The organism is Vibrio sp. MMH1-50 (genome assembly GCF_022347645.1).
Lineage (GTDB): Bacteria > Pseudomonadota > Gammaproteobacteria > Enterobacterales > Vibrionaceae > Vibrio > Vibrio harveyi.
The window spans coordinates 247825-264140 of record NZ_JAKRGG010000003.1 but is presented as its reverse complement, the minus strand read 5'-3'; the positions used below and the strand labels follow the sequence as shown (position 1 = coordinate 264140).

Annotated in this window: 14 protein-coding genes and 1 tRNA gene; 13 read left to right on the top strand and 2 right to left on the bottom strand. The window is 45.5% G+C overall.

Annotation, left to right across the window (positions count from 1 at the left end; all coding sequences use genetic code 11):
- The first annotated feature begins 103 nt into the window (after window positions 1-103).
- The 10 genes from MHO32_RS04485 (at window position 104) to luxS (ending at window position 11368) form a co-directional block, all read left to right on the top strand.
- Window positions 104-180: transfer RNA gene (locus MHO32_RS04485), tRNA-Arg, on the top strand.
- 594 nt (window positions 181-774) lie between these two features.
- Window positions 775-1032, top strand: a complete 258-nt coding sequence (locus MHO32_RS04480) for an oxaloacetate decarboxylase subunit gamma (protein WP_005448441.1) — start codon at window positions 775-777, stop codon at window positions 1030-1032.
- Window positions 1033-1065: 33 nt separating this feature from the next.
- Window positions 1066-2859: a sodium-extruding oxaloacetate decarboxylase subunit alpha gene (gene oadA, locus MHO32_RS04475; protein ID WP_005448438.1), complete on the top strand. Its 1794-nt coding sequence runs from the start codon at window positions 1066-1068 to the stop codon at window positions 2857-2859.
- A 9-nt stretch (window positions 2860-2868) separates the two neighbouring features.
- Window positions 2869-3999 carry a sodium ion-translocating decarboxylase subunit beta gene (locus MHO32_RS04470; RefSeq protein WP_005438059.1) on the top strand — a complete coding sequence of 377 codons (1131 nt, stop codon included), beginning with the start codon at window positions 2869-2871 and terminating at the stop codon, window positions 3997-3999.
- Window positions 4000-4147: 148 nt separating this feature from the next.
- Complete coding sequence (locus MHO32_RS04465) at window positions 4148-5098, top strand: NADP-dependent oxidoreductase (protein ID WP_009701936.1); 951 nt, start codon at window positions 4148-4150, stop codon at window positions 5096-5098.
- A complete protein-coding gene (locus MHO32_RS04460; protein WP_009698760.1) occupies window positions 5092-5553 on the top strand; it encodes a YqaA family protein in 462 nt (153 codons plus the stop codon). Before MHO32_RS04465 ends, MHO32_RS04460 begins: the two co-directional genes overlap by 7 nt.
- 9 nt (window positions 5554-5562) lie before the next feature.
- The gene (locus MHO32_RS04455) at window positions 5563-8406 is read left to right on the top strand and encodes a M16 family metallopeptidase (protein ID WP_049535458.1); all 2844 of its coding nucleotides are present in this window, start codon (window positions 5563-5565) and stop codon (window positions 8404-8406) included.
- A 163-nt stretch (window positions 8407-8569) separates the two neighbouring features.
- On the top strand, window positions 8570-10138 hold the full coding sequence (gshA, locus tag MHO32_RS04450; RefSeq protein WP_017817672.1) for a glutamate--cysteine ligase: 1569 nt from the start codon (window positions 8570-8572) through the stop codon (window positions 10136-10138).
- A 19-nt stretch (window positions 10139-10157) separates the two neighbouring features.
- Complete coding sequence (locus tag MHO32_RS04445) at window positions 10158-10763, top strand: transglycosylase SLT domain-containing protein (RefSeq protein WP_029790340.1); 606 nt, start codon at window positions 10158-10160, stop codon at window positions 10761-10763.
- A gap of 86 nt (window positions 10764-10849) precedes the next feature.
- Window positions 10850-11368 carry an S-ribosylhomocysteine lyase gene (gene luxS, locus MHO32_RS04440; protein WP_005448429.1) on the top strand — a complete coding sequence of 173 codons (519 nt, stop codon included), beginning with the start codon at window positions 10850-10852 and terminating at the stop codon, window positions 11366-11368.
- 91 nt (window positions 11369-11459) lie between these two features.
- Here the strand turns inward: luxS and MHO32_RS04435 are convergent, their stop codons facing one another.
- Together MHO32_RS04435 and MHO32_RS04430 are read right to left on the bottom strand one after the other, a co-directional pair.
- Window positions 11460-12734, bottom strand: coding sequence for an HlyC/CorC family transporter (locus MHO32_RS04435; RefSeq protein ID WP_005446238.1), 1275 nt, complete (start codon window positions 12732-12734; stop codon window positions 11460-11462).
- 154 nt (window positions 12735-12888) lie between these two features.
- Window positions 12889-13683, bottom strand: a complete 795-nt coding sequence (locus MHO32_RS04430) for a cytochrome C assembly family protein (protein ID WP_005446240.1) — start codon at window positions 13681-13683, stop codon at window positions 12889-12891.
- Between the two features lie 213 nt (window positions 13684-13896).
- On the opposite strand from MHO32_RS04430, the gene ffh reads away from it, so the two are divergent.
- From ffh to rimM, 3 genes are all read left to right on the top strand, one after another.
- Window positions 13897-15279 (top strand): signal recognition particle protein, encoded by a 1383-nt coding sequence (gene ffh / locus MHO32_RS04425; protein ID WP_005446242.1) that lies wholly within the window; start codon window positions 13897-13899, stop codon window positions 15277-15279.
- Window positions 15280-15489: 210 nt separating this feature from the next.
- The gene (gene rpsP / locus MHO32_RS04420) at window positions 15490-15738 is read left to right on the top strand and encodes a 30S ribosomal protein S16 (RefSeq protein ID WP_004410028.1); all 249 of its coding nucleotides are present in this window, start codon (window positions 15490-15492) and stop codon (window positions 15736-15738) included.
- A 28-nt stretch (window positions 15739-15766) separates the two neighbouring features.
- Entirely contained in the window at window positions 15767-16315 is a 549-nt protein-coding gene (gene rimM, locus MHO32_RS04415) for a ribosome maturation factor RimM (protein WP_005446245.1), read from the top strand.
- Window position 16316 lies beyond the last annotated feature (1 nt).

Here is a 16316-nt window from a genome sequence, read left to right as displayed (position 1 = left end):
GCTACGAACCAGGCGGTCGGAGGTTCGAATCCTCCAGGACGCGCCACTCTTTAGGGTTTCCTTGTGAACTCCTGATATTGGGAATACTGATATCGAAAATCGTGCGTCCTTAGCTCAGCTGGATAGAGTACCTGGCTACGAACCAGGCGGTCGGAGGTTCGAATCCTCCAGGACGCGCCACTCTTTAAAAAGCCTCGCTTATGCGAGGCTTTTTTGTATCTGCTGCTTGGCTAAGATATTGTGTCTCTCTTGCGTATTTATCACCGCTTCTTCGCGCTAGATTCTGCTTCAAGCGCCTGATCCTGAGCTATTTTCGCTAATACGCTTGTTTCGCTTAAATAGTCATCTTAAAGCTCCACCTTGCGCTTTCTCGAGCCAGATTGATTTACGATGGTAGAGAACCCCATCCAAGCATCGATAATAAAACTAATGTTTTATTATTGTTAATGTCGTGTTTTTGGTGTGTTAATTTATTCTATCCTTTTGTTTTTATTTCACTTTATTCTTAAAGCCTCTTTTCATTTTGAAATCCCAATCGCAGTTTTTGCAAGTACTTTAATTTAGTGTGGTTATATGTTGAGCGATCCCACTAGGGAAGTGAATTTTAGTGCAATTTGTGATCTGAGTAGTGAATAAATAATCAATGTTAGAGATTATTTAAAAGCTTCCTTAAACAAAATTGACAAAATTTAACCAATCGAGATAATCCATTGGTCGGGATTTGACGCTATTAAAGTCCTGCGCATTGTCAGGATGACAAAGAAAGGAAGCAACATGACGAATATAGGAAGCCTGCTAGTAGATGCGGCCACCCTGATGCTAACAGGGATGGCGGTCGTATTTATTTTCCTCACCATTCTAGTTTATCTCGTTCGGCTAATGTCTAAATTGGTGCCAGAAGAAGTACCAGCGCCGATCGCAGCACCGAAAACAAATACCAACGTTCAATCAACCTCTTCAGCTGTTAGTCCACAAGTAGTGGCGGCGATCTCGGCTGCGATTCATAAACATCGCGCCTCAGTCGCGAAGTAGCCGAAAGATAGGATTAAAAAGGAGTTTAAGAGCATGTCTAAACCACTAGCTATCACTGATGTGGTCCTTCGTGACGCCCATCAATCCCTGTTTGCTACGCGTATGCGTATCGAAGATATGCTGCCTATCGCAGCTGAGTTAGATAAGGTTGGTTACTGGTCGTTAGAGACCTGGGGTGGCGCAACATTTGATGCGTGTATCCGTTTCTTGGGTGAAGACCCATGGGAGCGCCTACGCGAATTGAAAAAAGCAATGCCAAATACACCAATGCAAATGCTACTGCGTGGTCAAAACCTTTTAGGATACCGCCATTATGCCGATGACGTAGTAGAGAAGTTTGTTGAGCGTGCGCACGTGAATGGTATGGATGTATTCCGTATCTTTGATGCAATGAATGACGTACGTAACTTCCAAAAAGCGGTGAAAGCCACTGTTGATGTTGGTGCACATGCGCAAGGAACATTGTCTTACACCACGAGCCCAGTGCATAACGCAGACACATGGGTTGACCTTGCTAAACGTCTTGAAGACTTAGGTTGTCACTCTCTTTGTATTAAAGATATGTCTGGTCTGCTTAAACCTTATGAAGCGGAAGAGCTGATCACACGCATCAAAGCATCTTGTGATGTGCCACTAGCGCTTCACTGTCATGCAACGACCGGTCTATCTACTGCTACTGCCGTGAAAGCTGTAGAAGCGGGTATCGATATTCTTGATACTGCGATTTCTTCGATGAGTTGTACATACGGTCATACGCCTACTGAGACCGTGGTTGCGATGCTGCAAGGCACTGAGCGAGATACTAATCTGAAACTAGACCAAATCGAGCCTATCGCGGCTTACTTCCGTGAAGTACGTAAAAAATACGCGAAGTGGGAAGGTCAGCTAAAAGGTGTGGATTCACGGATTCTAATCGCCCAAGTTCCAGGGGGCATGCTGACCAACATGGAAGGTCAGTTAAAAGAGCAAGGCGCTGCGGACCGAATTGATGAAGTATTGGAAGAGATCCCACGTGTACGTGAAGATCTTGGCTTTATTCCACTGGTCACGCCGACATCTCAGATTGTTGGTACTCAAGCGGTAATCAACGTTCTGACAGGTGAGCGCTACAAGAGCATCACCAAAGAAACGGCAGGTGTTTTAAAAGGTGAATACGGTGCCGCTCCTGCGCCAGTTAATGCTGAATTACAAGCGAAAGTACTTGATGGTAAAGAGGCAATTACCTGTCGTCCAGCGGACTTGCTTGAAGCGGAAATGGAAACCCTAACTGTTGATTTGATGGAGAAAGCGCAATCTGAAGGCATTAAGCTTGCGAGCGAACGTGTCGATGATGTATTAACTTACGCGTTATTCCCTCAAGTTGGTCTGAAATTCCTGAAAAACCGTGGCAACCCAGATGCGTTTGAGCCAGCACCAACGTTAGAAGCTGCGAAACCTGCCGCTGCACAAGTAACACAGGCTGCTGCTGGTGGTGTTGAAACATACAGCGTGCGAGTTGATGGGCAAGTTTATGAAGTTGAAGTAGGTCCGCAGGGGCAATTAACATCGGTAACGCCAAGTGGGGCAACCGCACCGGTTCAACCTGCAGCGCCAAATGCTCCTGTTAATAGTGCTGCTGAAGCGGTTCCTGCACCTCTTGCTGGTAACATCTTTAAAGTGAATGTTCAGCCCGGTGCTGAAGTAGCGGAAGGTGACGTTCTACTCATCCTAGAAGCTATGAAGATGGAAACAGAAGTTCGTGCTGCGCGCGGTGGGGTGGTTCAAGAACTGAACGTGAAAGAAGGTGATGCCGTTACTGTTGGTTCACCACTGCTGAGTCTGGCGTAAGGGAGTATCATGGACGGATTGATGACCTTATGGTCAGAAACAGGGATCGCTAACTTTGAGTTCGGCCAAATCTGTATGATGCTGGTTGGTTGCACCTTGCTGTTTTTGGCGATCAAAAAAGGCTTTGAACCCTTACTGTTATTACCTATTGGTTTTGGTGCCATTTTAGCGAACATTCCCAATGCTGGCTTTACCGATCCAGGTGGTTTGCTCTACTACGTTTATTACATTGGTATCGAATCGGGCGTGTTCCCGCTGCTGATCTTCATGGGCGTGGGGGCGATGACTGATTTTGGTGCTTTGATTGCAAACCCAAAAACCTTGTGGCTAGGTGCTGCGGCGCAGTTTGGTATTTTCGCGACGCTGTTTGGGGCGATTCTGCTTAACTATGTTCCGGGTATGGAGTTCTCCATGGCGGATGCGTCGTCTATCGCGATTATCGGTGGTGCGGATGGCCCAACGGCGATCTTCTTAGCGAGTAAGCTCTCTCCAGACCTGTTAGGTGCGATTGCCGTGGCAGCATACAGCTACATGGCACTGGTGCCGATCATTCAGCCGCCGATCATGAAAGCCCTAACCACTAAGGAAGAACGCCAGATCAAGATGGCCCAGCTTCGTCACGTTGGTAAGTGGGAGAAAGTGATCTTCCCGCTTGCTGTGTTACTGATGACGATTTTGTTCTTACCTTCCGCGACACCGTTGGTTGGTATGTTCTGTCTGGGTAACTTGATGCGTGAAGCTGGCGTGGTGGATCGTTTATCGAAAACCGCTCAGAACGAGCTGATCAATATCGTAACGATCTTCTTAGGTCTTGGTGTGGGCTCTAAGCTGCAAGCTGAGCAGTTCTTGAATCTAGAAACGCTAGGTATCTTGGGACTCGGTGCAGTCGCATTCAGTATCGGTACTGGGGCAGGTGTTTTGATGGCGAAGCTTCTCAATAAGTTCTCGAAAGAAGACATCAACCCACTTATCGGTGCTGCAGGCGTTTCTGCAGTACCAATGGCAGCGCGTGTTGTGAACAAGGTCGGTTTGGAAGCAAACCCACAAAATTTCTTGCTGATGCACGCAATGGGACCAAACGTAGCTGGTGTTCTTGGATCGGCGGTTGCCGCTGGTATCTTACTGGCACTGGTGGGGTAGTACACCATCTTGAGTTGTTTGTTGGAAAATTGGTGAAATAGAATTATCTACCAATTTACAAATTGACGATTAACTTCGGTAAACAAAATGGTTTATAGTCAAAGGGATGCTCTTGCATCCCTTTTTGTTTTCTCTCAGGGAATGGGTTATGGAACACAAACAGATCGCTATTACCGAATTCGGCAACGCAGAAGTTCTTGCAATTCAAACCACCTCAACACCAACCCCACAAACAGGGGAAGTCTTAGTTAAAGTGGCATACTCTGGCGTTAACCCTATTGATGTCAAAACGCGAGCGGGGCTTGGTTGGGCTGCGGCACAAAACAAAGACAACTTACCTTGGGTACCCGGTTATGATATTTCGGGGAAAGTCGTTTCATGTGGCGAAGATACCTCTCGTTTTCAAGAGGGTGATGAGGTAGCTGGCTTTATCGGTTTCCCTATTCGAGGAGGCGGTTACAGCCAATACGTTTGTGTTCCTGAATCTGAATTAAGTCACGTTCCCAATTCGGTCGCCTTAGAGGCAGCGGCAGTATTGCCACTTGCAGGTCAAACTGCGGCTCAAGCGCTTAGTAAAGCTAATGTGACTGAAGGTGACCGTGTATTGATACTTGCCGGAGCTGGTGGTGTTGGTCACTTAGCCGTGCAAATTGCAGTTGCGACCAAAGCAGAAGTGTTTACCACCTGTAGTGAACGAAATTTGGACTACCTCGCTACTTTAGGTGCACACGCAGTGAACTATCAATTTGCACCAGTGTCAGAACGTGTTGAAGATGTGGATGTTTTGATTGATCTTGTTGGTGGCGATGCCGCTTTAGACGCACTCAAATGCCTGACAGATAACGCTCGAGTCATTACTGTTCCAACGATTACTGCAGAACTGATTTGTGAAAAAGCCAAGCTACTTGGTTTTGAAGCCAGCGGTATGTTAGTCGAACCTGACCGTGAACAACTTGACACTTTGTTGTACATGGTTGGCGTTGGGCTGTTAAAAACTGAAGTACAACACGTCTATCCGATGACCGATGTTATTGAAGCTCACAAACAAGTTGAATCGGGGCGGACGCGAGGCAAGATCTTGCTTGATATGACATGTTAGAGGCATTTAATGCTGCCTTTGAAAACTTAGCTTTATGGTTTTCTGACTCCGCATTGTGGGTGCTATTCATTACTGGTTTTCTTAGTGCCACTCTATTGCCGGGTGGCTCTGAAGCTGGATTGATTGCCACCTTATCGTTAAACCAATACTCGGTTTCTTCCATCATTATTGTTGCCACCATTGGTAATACCTTGGGCGGTCTCACCAACTATTGGTTGGGTTTGTGGATTCCAAATAGAACTCAGGATGAGAAGCATGGGCATACCGCATTGAAGTGGCTGTCCAAATACGGGTATTGGGGATTGTTTTTTAGTTGGTTGCCAGTGATTGGCGACCCGCTATGTTTAGCGGCAGGATGGTTAAGGATGAAATTTCTGCCGTGTTTGGTTCTTATATTTTTAGGCAAAGCCGCAAGGTATAGCTTGTTGGCCGCCATCTATCTCGGTTTATTTTAAGGAAAGCGCATGAGAATGTTTTGGGTTAGCGCGTGTTCACTATTAGTGATCACGGGCTGTGCATCAAACTCCCCTGTATCATCATTGCCTGATGGAGTTACTTTCGTAGAGTCATCAAAAGCGGAAGAAGGCAAAGTGAAAATTCCATACCAGAAGTATCAGTTGGACAATGGTTTGACGGTCATTCTGGCACCTGAAGCGTCGGATCCACTTGTACACGTTGATGTGACATATCACGTTGGTTCGGCACGTGAAGAAATTGGCAAATCTGGTTTTGCTCACTTCTTCGAGCATATGATGTTCCAAGGTTCTGAGAACGTTGGTGACCAAGAGCACTTTAAGATCATTACAGAAGCTGGCGGTACACTAAACGGCACGACTAACCGTGACCGCACGAACTACTTTGAAACTGTTCCTGCTAATCAGTTAGAAAAAATGTTGTGGCTTGAGTCAGACCGCATGGGCTTTTTGCTCGATGCCGTCTCACAGCATAAGTTTGAAATTCAACGCTCAACAGTTAAAAACGAACGCGCGCAGCGTTATGACAACCGTCCTTATGGTTTGATTTGGGAACGCATGGCAGAAGCGCTGTACCCAGAAGGTCATCCATACTCGTGGCAAACGATCGGTTACGTTGAAGATCTTGACCGCGTTGATGTGAACGATCTGAAAGCCTTCTTCCTGCGTTGGTATGGTCCAAACAACGCAGTACTAACCATTGGTGGTGATATCGATGTTGAGCAAACATTAGCGTGGGTGAATAAGTACTTTGGTTCAATCCCTCGCGGACCTGAAGTGGAAAATGCACCTAAGCAGCCTGCAAAGCTAGCAGAAAGCAAGTTCATCACCTTAGAAGATCGTATCCAGCAACCAATGGTTATGGTGGCATGGCCGACAACCTACAATGGCGAAGCCACTCAAGCGTCACTTGATACTCTATCAAGCGTGTTAGGTAGTGGTACTAACAGCGTGCTTTACCAAGACCTAGTAAAAACACAAAAAGCAGTAGATGCAGGTTCTTTCCATGACTGTGCTGAGCTTTCTTGTAATTTTTACGTCTACGCGATGGGTGATTCTGGTGATAAAGGCGACCTCACCAAGCTATATGATGAGCTGATGACATCGTTGGGTAAGTTTGCGAAGGACGGGGTGACGAAAGATCGTTTGGAGCAACTTAAAGGTCAATCTGAAGCCGATGCGATTTTCGCTTTAGAAAGTGTGAAAGGTAAAGTGACACAGCTAGCGTCGAATCAAACTTTCTTCGGCAAGCCAGATTTGATTGAGGAACAGCTTGAGCAACTTCGTGCTGTAACGCCTGAGTCGGTAGAAAAAGCATACAGTGATTTTATTCAAGGTAAGAACAAGGTCACCTTGAGTGTTGTGCCAAAAGGTAAAACAGAGCTTGCTGTGAAACCAGCGACATTCGTGACACCAAAACGCACTCTTCCTGAGTATGAAAAAATCTCAGACGATCAATTGGCTTACCGCCGAGCAACTGACAACTTTGACCGTTCTATTCAACCACCTGTGGGGGCGCCTGTTGAGGCAACCATGCCGAAGTTGTATGACATCCACTTCAACAATGGTTCTGAGTTGTTGGGTACAGTAAGCAGTGAAACACCAACCGTCACCATGCAGTTTAGTTTACCTGCTGGAACACGTTTCGTTGAAGCTGGTAAGGAAGGTTTGGCTCAACTGACTGCCGCTATGCTGCAAGAAGGAACAACCAAACGTTCGGTAGAAGAGATTCAAGCTGAACTTGATAAGTTAGGTAGTGTTATTTCTGTCGATGCGACAGGTTACACAACAGACATTAGTGTTTCCGCCCTGAAGAAAAATCTAGCGCCAACACTTAAGATTGTCGAAGAGATGTTGTTGTCTCCGGCATTTAAGCAAGAAGACTTTGACCGAGTTAAGACGCAAGCGTTAGAAGGCTTGGTGTATGAGCATCAAAAACCAAGTTGGATGGCGTCGCAAGCTAGTCGTCAAGTATTGTACGGAGATTCTATTTTTGCTCGTCCAAAAGATGGCACCAAAGCGGGGCTCCAAGCCCTGACTCTCGATGACGTGCGTGATTTCTATGCGAAGCACTACACACCTCAAAGTGCGCAAATTATAGCGGTTGGTGATATCAGCAAAGCTGACGTTGAGAAACAATTGTCGTTTTGGGCAAATTGGGAAGATGAAGCGGCACCTTTGTATGCCCCTCAAGCCATTGCTCCGCTAGGTCCACAAAAAGTTCATTTGGTGGATAAGCCAGGAGCTCCGCAAAGTGTGGTCATGATGGTCCGTCAAGGCATGCCTTATGATGCGACGGGAGATTTCTATCTGGGTCAGTTAGCAAACTTCAACTTAGCCGGTAACTTTAACAGTCGTATCAACCAAAACCTTCGTGAAGACAAAGGCTACACTTATGGTGCCTATGGCTATTTCTCTGGAAATGTAGAAACGGGTTCTGTTGTATTTACAGCGCAAGTGCGTGCGGATTCGACCATTGCCTCTATTGTAGAAATGGAGAATGAGTTGAATGAGTTCTCACAATCGGGCATGACTGAAGATGAATTGAAATTTATGCGCCAAGCAGTCGGTCAAAAAGATGCACTGAAATATGAGACGCCTACACAGAAAAGCAAACTCATCAGTGATATTTTGAAATACAACTTAGACAAAGACTACTTACAGCAACGAAACGCTATTGTTGAGACTGTCGACAAACAGACTCTCAACGCTCTAGCACAGAAATGGTTCGACCCGAATGACTACCAGATAGTTGTTGTCGGGGACGCGAAATCCCTTCGCCCTCAACTAGAAAAGTTAGGGAAAGACGTGGAAGAGCTTGAAATCATTCGATAGAGTACACATTTAATAGCGGAGAGGAGACTCTCCGCTATTCGTTTCTAACTAGATAAATGACTTTTTGATGGGTTATTTATCTAGATGGATTATATATCAACAACTTAGCTTTCACTTGCCACGCTTGGCGAGTGTCCTGCTCCCAATATAAGCGAACCTCATTTTGACTGATTTTGCTGCGCGACTAAAACAAGTTGCATCAAACCCAGAAGTATTTAAGCAGTTTGGACGCGGTGTTGAGCGAGAAACTTTGCGCTATCGTCAGGATGGACACCTAGCAACAACACCTCATCCCGAGGGTTTGGGCTCAGCGTTCACAAACAAATGGATTACGACCGACTTTTCAGAATCTCTGCTGGAGTTCATTACTCCTGTATCGCACGAGATCCCTGAATTAATGGGGCAGTTGAAAGATATCCATCACTTCACTCAAACCAAAATGGGTGAAGAGAAAATGTGGCCACTTTCAATGCCATGTTACGTGGGCTCGGAGGATGATATTCAGCTGGCACAATATGGCTCATCGAACTCAGCTAAAATGAAAACGCTTTACCGTGAAGGTCTAAAACGCCGCTACGGTAGCCTGATGCAAATTATCTCGGGCGTGCATTTTAACTTCTCTTTTCCTGAATCATTCTGGGACGCTTTGCATGGTGAACAAGATGAAGAAGCACGCCAAGAAACGAAATCTGCTGCGTACTTTGCGCTGATTCGTAACTACTACCGTTTTGGCTGGATGATTCCGTACTTCTTTGGGGCGTCACCAGCACTTTGTGGTTCATTCATTCAAGGTCGTGAAACTGACCTACCATTTGAGAAAGTTGGCGGCACTCTATACTTGCCTAAAGCGACGTCGCTGCGCCTAAGTGATCTCGGTTACACCAACAGCGCACAAAGCGTACTTAAGATTGGCTTTAACTCTATCGAGCAGTATCTTGATGGTCTAGACGATGCAATTCGTCACCCATCGGAAGAGTTTGCTCAGATTGGGGTAAAAGTGGATGGTCAATACCGTCAACTTAACTCGAACATTCTGCAAATTGAAAACGAACTGTACGCGCCAATTCGTCCTAAACGTGTAACTAAGAGTGGTGAAAAACCTTCTGAAGCGCTTAAACGTGGCGGTGTAGAGTACATTGAAGTTCGTTCGCTAGACGTGAACCCGTTCAGCGCCGTTGGTGTGAGTGAAGAGCAGGTTCGCTTCCTTGATCTATTCCTTACTTGGGCGGCACTTTCAGATTCTGACCCAATGGACAACTGTGAGCTTGAATGCTGGCGTGACAACTGGAACAAGGTCATTGTGTCTGGTCGTGAGAAAGGTTTGATGCTACAAATCGGTTGCCAAGGTGAGCGCCTGTCTCTACAAGACTGGGCACATCGTGTGTTTGCTGACCTTCGTCAGATTGCGGTTGAAATGGACTCGGTTGCTGGTGGAAATGCGTACCAAGCAGTTTGTGACAAACTTGAGTCTTGGATTGATGAGCCAGAGCTAACCATTTCTGGTCAGTTGCTTGAGCTGACAAAAGAGCATGGTGGTTTAGGTAAAGTGGGTTGTGCGCTTGGCATGAAATTCCGCGAAGAAAACCTAGCACACAACTATGAACAATATTCAGCCGATGCAATGGAAACGGAAGTTGCAACATCGGTAGAGAAACAAAAACAAGCAGAGCAAAGTGATACTCTATCGTTCGATGATTTCCTAGAAGATTACTTTGCTTACTTAAAACAATAACCAGCAGTAAGGGCAGGGATTGGACATTAAGCCGTTAGTGGTGTCTGTGCTTGGGAGCGTGATGTTAGCCGGTTGTGCAACTGCGCCCCCAAAACAACAAGATAACCTATGTGAAATATTCCGAGAAAAATCCGGTTGGTACGAAGATGCCAAAGACATGGAAGAAGAGTGGGGCACACCGATAAATGTTGCCATGGCGATCATTAAGCAAGAAAGTAGCTTTCGTCATGATGCTCGACCGCCAAAAGATTACATTCTCGGTTTTATTCCATGGGGACGTGTCAGCAGTGCTTACGGTTATGCTCAAGCTCAAGACCCTGCTTGGGAAGATTTTCAAAAAGCGACAGGACAAGGTGGTTCACGCACCAATTTTGACGATTCAATGATGTTTGTCGGTTGGTATACCCATGAGACTCGTCGTCAATTAGGCATTTCGTTATGGGACCCTTACAACCAGTATCTTGCGTACCATGAAGGACGTGGTGGCTATAAGCGTGGGACCTATAAAAGCAAACCTAGCTTAGTTAAAGTTGCAAGACGCGTGGAGCAAACCGCCAAGACTTATGGCTGGCAGCTGAAGCAATGTCGTCAGGAATTAGAAGACAACAGCAGCTGGTTCTTTTAGTCTCCCCCCTAATAGTCAGAGGGGAAATGAACAGAAATAATGACCAATACGTGTAAGTATTGGAGGTTACAATCAGGAGAGATGTAATGCCTTTATTAGACAGTTTTACCGTAGACCACACACGTATGCATGCGCCAGCAGTTCGTGTGGCTAAAACGATGCAAACTCCAAAGGGAGACACCATCACAGTATTTGACTTACGTTTTACTGCACCGAACAAAGACATCCTTTCTGAGAAGGGAATTCACACTTTAGAGCATTTGTACGCTGGCTTTATGCGCAACCACTTAAACGGTGATAGCGTTGAGATCATCGATATCTCACCAATGGGTTGCCGTACCGGTTTTTACATGAGCTTGATTGGTACGCCTTCAGAGCAGCAAGTGGCGGATGCTTGGGTTGCAGCAATGGAAGACGTATTGAAAGTAGAAAGTCAAAACAAGATCCCTGAGCTGAATGAATACCAATGTGGTACAGCTGCAATGCACTCTTTAGATGAGGCAAAGCAAATCGCGAAAAACATTCTAGAAGCGGGCGTTGCAGTCAATAAGAATGATGATTTGGCACTGCCAGAATCTATGCTGAAAGAGTTACGTATCGACTAACTTAGCGTTGAGTTTAGATCTCTGAAAACAAAAAAATAGCCTGACACTGTCAGGCTATTTTTTGTTGATTAGAATATTCAAAGTGGTGAAGTTAACTGCTCTTCTTGAGCTTTGGGTACACCTTCACCAGCTTGATGCGGTTCTCTTCAATATCGACAATTTCCATTGGATGTCCGGCAACTTGCACACTCAAGTGGCTTTCAGGAATGTCTTCTAAATGCTCTAGAATCAGACCGTTCAAAGTGCGTGGACCATCGGTTGGTAGTTTCCATTTCAAGCCTTTGTTGATGTCACGAATGTTGGCGCTACCTTCAATTAGGAAGCTGCCATCACCTTGAGGAGTAATCTCTTCTGACAAGCTTGGTGCAATGGAAGTCGTAAATTCACCAACAATTTCTTCTAAGATATCTTCCAAAGTGACGAGACCATTAATGTCACCATACTCATCGACAATCAAACCGATACGCTGCTTGTTACGCTGGAATTTCAACATCTGCACATTCAGTGGCGTACCTTCTGGGATGTAGTACACCTCATCAGCAGCGCGGAGTAGTGTTTCTTTGTTGAATTCATTCTTCTCTAGCATTAATCGGTATGCTTCACGTAGGCGCAGCATACCAACGACTTCATCAATCTGATCACGGTACAACACAATGCGACCATGAGGAGAGTGAGTAAGCTGACGGACGATAGATTTCCAATCATCATTGATGTCGATCCCTGTGATCTCATTGCGTGGCACCATGATGTCGTTAACGGTGACGTGTTCTAGATCCAGAATCGATACCAGCATGTCTTGGTGACGACGAGGGATAAGACCGCCTGCTTCATTAACGACGGTGCGCAGTTCTTCTGAGCTTAGATGATCTTCTGTGGTGTGGTCGGCTTTCACACCAATCAAACGGATAAAACCGTTAGTAATGAAGTTCACTAACCTCACCAGAGGTGACAGAATTTTCATTAGAATGGTGAGGAGAATGCTGCTCGCGTAAGAGACGCGCTCAGGGTAAAGCGAGGCGATGGTCTTCGGTGTGACTTCTGCAAACACAAGGACAACCATGGTGAGTGCGCCAGTGGCAATCGCAACCCCTAAGTCTCCGTATAACCGCATACCTAAAATGGTCGCGATGGCAGACGCGAGAATATTGACGAGGTTGTTACCGATAAGAATAAGACCAATCAGTCGATCTGGGCGGTCTAGTAGTTTTTCGACTCGCTTCGCCCCTTTATGCCCATTATTGGCTAAGTGCTTTAAGCGGTATCGGTTCAAAGACATCATCCCTGTTTCTGAACCGGAGAAGTAACCTGATATGACGATAAGACACGCGAGTAGCGCAAATAAGATACCCGTAGATATGTCGTCCAAAACGCTGCTGTTCCTTGTATGTGTTTGGTTAATTTATGACCGAGCTTGGTCATTAAGTCAATGCAATAAGGGTTACTCTATTTTATTTGCCCTTTAATATAAAGGATAAGGAGCCCTAGGCTCCTTATTAATTGCATTTTATAGATGGAGAACATCAACTTAAGATGATTTCTTTTACAAAGCGACTACCGAAGTACGCTAAGGTTAACAAGGTCGCCCCTGCTACCGCGAACCATGTCACTTTCTTGCCTCGCCAGCCTTTCTGGTAATGCCCCCAAAGTAGAATTGAGTACACAACCCAAGCGATGAAAGAAAGGATACCTTTATGAGCTTTTCCTTGAGCAAACATGTCTTGTACAAAAACAAAACCAGTAATCAAGGTTCCCGTTAGGAGCAAGTTACCAATCAAAATAATCTTGAACAGTTGACGCTCTACCATCATCAAAGGTGGCAAATTCGGATTAATTGCTAACGACTTCTTGGCTTTTAGTTTGTGGTCGAGCCACGCAAGTTGCAGTGCGTATAGGGCACCGATAGTTAAAGTTGCGTAGGAAAAGAGCGCAAAGGAAATGTGTATAAGTAGCTTAGGGTCGTTCTCTAAATGCTTAATAAAAGTGCTTGGTAAGAAAGTAGCAGCAGTTAAATTGATGGCAGCAAAGCTATAAACCACAGGAAGAAGGAACCACAAGCGGTTCTTCAGCATCGCAACGCTCATCACCAGTGAGATAATAAAGCTGATAAGAGAGGCGACATTAAGAATGCTGAGGTTTTGCCCTGAACCGTCGAAAATCAGATCACTCAGAATCCAAGCGTGAAAAACCAACGCACATGCCGCGCTGGCAAATACGGTTTTCGCTTTAATTCCTGACTGTTGAGAGAGTCCGGGAATGATGGTCGCAATTGCCAGAACGTAAAGAATGGCGGCTGCGATGGCAATTAAGCTATCCATGAATCTTAAGAGTTATTGTGCACAATGGTGAAAATTATACCTTGCATTACTCTTTGGGGCTATGGGCTATGCCTCATCAATCACGAGAGATGAGATATTGAAATTAACGAGTTAGCCCTCAAGTTAAGGATAAGAGCCGTGTTCGGGTATGACTGTGACGTTGGCTAAGGTATACTCACACTAATTAATCGCCATTTTAGCGAAGAGACAAAGATGTTTGAGAATTTAACGGATCGATTATCCAAAACGCTGAAGAATATCAGTGGTAAAGGTCGTCTGACCGAAGACAACATTAAAGAAACCCTACGTGAAGTACGCATGGCACTATTGGAAGCGGACGTTGCGCTTCCTGTTGTACGTGAATTTGTAAACCGCGTTAAAGAAAAAGCGGTAGGTGTAGAAGTTTCTAAATCCCTAACGCCGGGTCAAGAGTTCATCAAGATCGTTCAAGCTGAGCTTGAAGCGGTAATGGGTGAATCTAATGAAGCACTGAACCTAGCAGCGCAGCCGCCAGCAGTGCTTTTGATGGCGGGTCTACAAGGTGCGGGTAAAACTACATCGGTAGGTAAGCTATCTAAGCTTCTAAAAGAGCGTGATAAGAAGAAAGTTTTGGTTGTGTCTGCCGACGTTTACCGTCCTGCAGCGATCAAGCAGCTAGAAACCCTAGCATCAGACATCGGTGTCGATTTCTTCCCATCTTCACCAGATCAAAAGCCACTTGATATTGCTAATGCAGCAATTGACCACGCAAAGAAGAAATTCTACGACGTATTAATTGTCGATACCGCTGGTCGTTTGGCTATCGATGAAGAAATGATGGGTGAGATTAAAGATCTTCACTCAGCGATTAACCCGGTTGAAACACTGTTCGTTGTTGATGCAATGACAGGTCAAGATGCGGCGAACACAGCAAAAGCATTCGGTGATGCACTACCACTAACTGGTGTGATTCTGACTAAAGTGGATGGTGATGCACGTGGTGGTGCGGCGCTATCAGTTCGTCACATTACGGGTAAGCCAATCAAATTCCTAGGTGTTGGTGAAAAAACCGACGCACTAGAACCATTCCACCCAGATCGTGTTGCATCGCGTATTCTTGGTATGGGTGACGTACTGTCACTTATCGAAGACCTACAACGTAATGTTGACCAAGACAAAGCAGAGAAACTAGCGAAGAAGTTCAAAGAGAAGAAAGGCTTCGACCTTGAAGACTTCCGTGAACAGCTCGGTCAAATGCAGAACATGGGTGGTATGATGGGCATGCTAGATAAGCTACCAGGTATGTCCCAACTGCCATCAGACGTTAAAGACAAAGTCGATGACAAAATGTTTAAGCAAATGGAAGCGATCATCAGCTCAATGACGATGAAAGAGCGTCAACGTCCTGAAATCATCAAAGGTTCGCGTAAAAAGCGTATCGCTGCTGGCTCTGGTGTTCAGGTTCAAGATGTTAACCGTCTACTGAAACAATTCACCCAAATGCAGAAGATGATGAAGAAAATGCAGAAGGGCGGCATGAAAGGCATGATGCGTAACATGCAAGGCATGATGGGTGGCATGGGTGGAGGCGGTGGCTTCAACCCATTTGGTCGTTAAACGATTGCCTAGACTTTAGTTTCAGGGTGTTAGCTACGTCACAAACTTGGATTTCAATTTATGTTGGTGAAAAAGTAACTAAACCCCTTGCATTGCTCCGGGATAAGAGTAAAATTCCGGAGCTTTATTTTGGCACGAGACCCCAGATTATTCAGTTTTTTGGATGATTGTTGGGGTTAATTTTATTTTTGAGAAAGCAAAGAGGACGACATGGTAACCATTCGTTTGGCACGTCACGGCGCTAAGAAGCGTCCATTTTATCAAATCGTAGTAGCGGACAGCCGCAACGCTGCAACTGGCCGTTTCATCGAGAAAGTTGGTTTCTTTAACCCAACTGCACAAGGTCAAGAAGAAGGTCTACGTCTAGACCTAGACCGCGTTAACCACTGGGTTGGTCAAGGCGCGTCTCTATCTGACCGCGTTGCTAAGCTAGTTAAAGACGCTCAAAAAGCGGCTTAATTTTTACTTTAGAAGTAGAAACTAGTTTATGTCGATGAAAGGTAAAGAAACAATGAGCAACGAAAAGATTGTTGTAGGCAAGTTTGGTGCTACTTACGGCATTCGTGGTTGGCTTAAAGTTTTTTCCTACACAGACAATGCTGAAAGCATTTTCGATTACAGCCCTTGGTTTATTAACCAAAAGGGTACGTGGGTTGAGTTCAAAGTAGAAAGCTGGAAGCGCCATAACAAAGGTATGGTGGCTAAGCTTGAAGGTCTGGAAGTTCGTGAAGACGCACACTTACTGACGAACTTTGAGATTGCTATTGACCCTGCGGTACTACCTGAATTGTCAGAAGATGAGTTCTACTGGCGTGAATTGTTTGGGATGCAAGTAGTAACCACTAAAGGTTACGATCTCGGTGTCGTATCTGACATTCTAGAAACTGGCTCAAACGATGTTCTGGTTGTTAAAGCAAATCTAAAAGATGCTTTCGGGCAAAAGGAACGATTAATCCCGTTCCTTGAAGAGCAAGTGATCATCAAAGTTGATCGCGAAGCTCAACGGATCGAAGTTGACTGGGATCCTGGATTCTAAT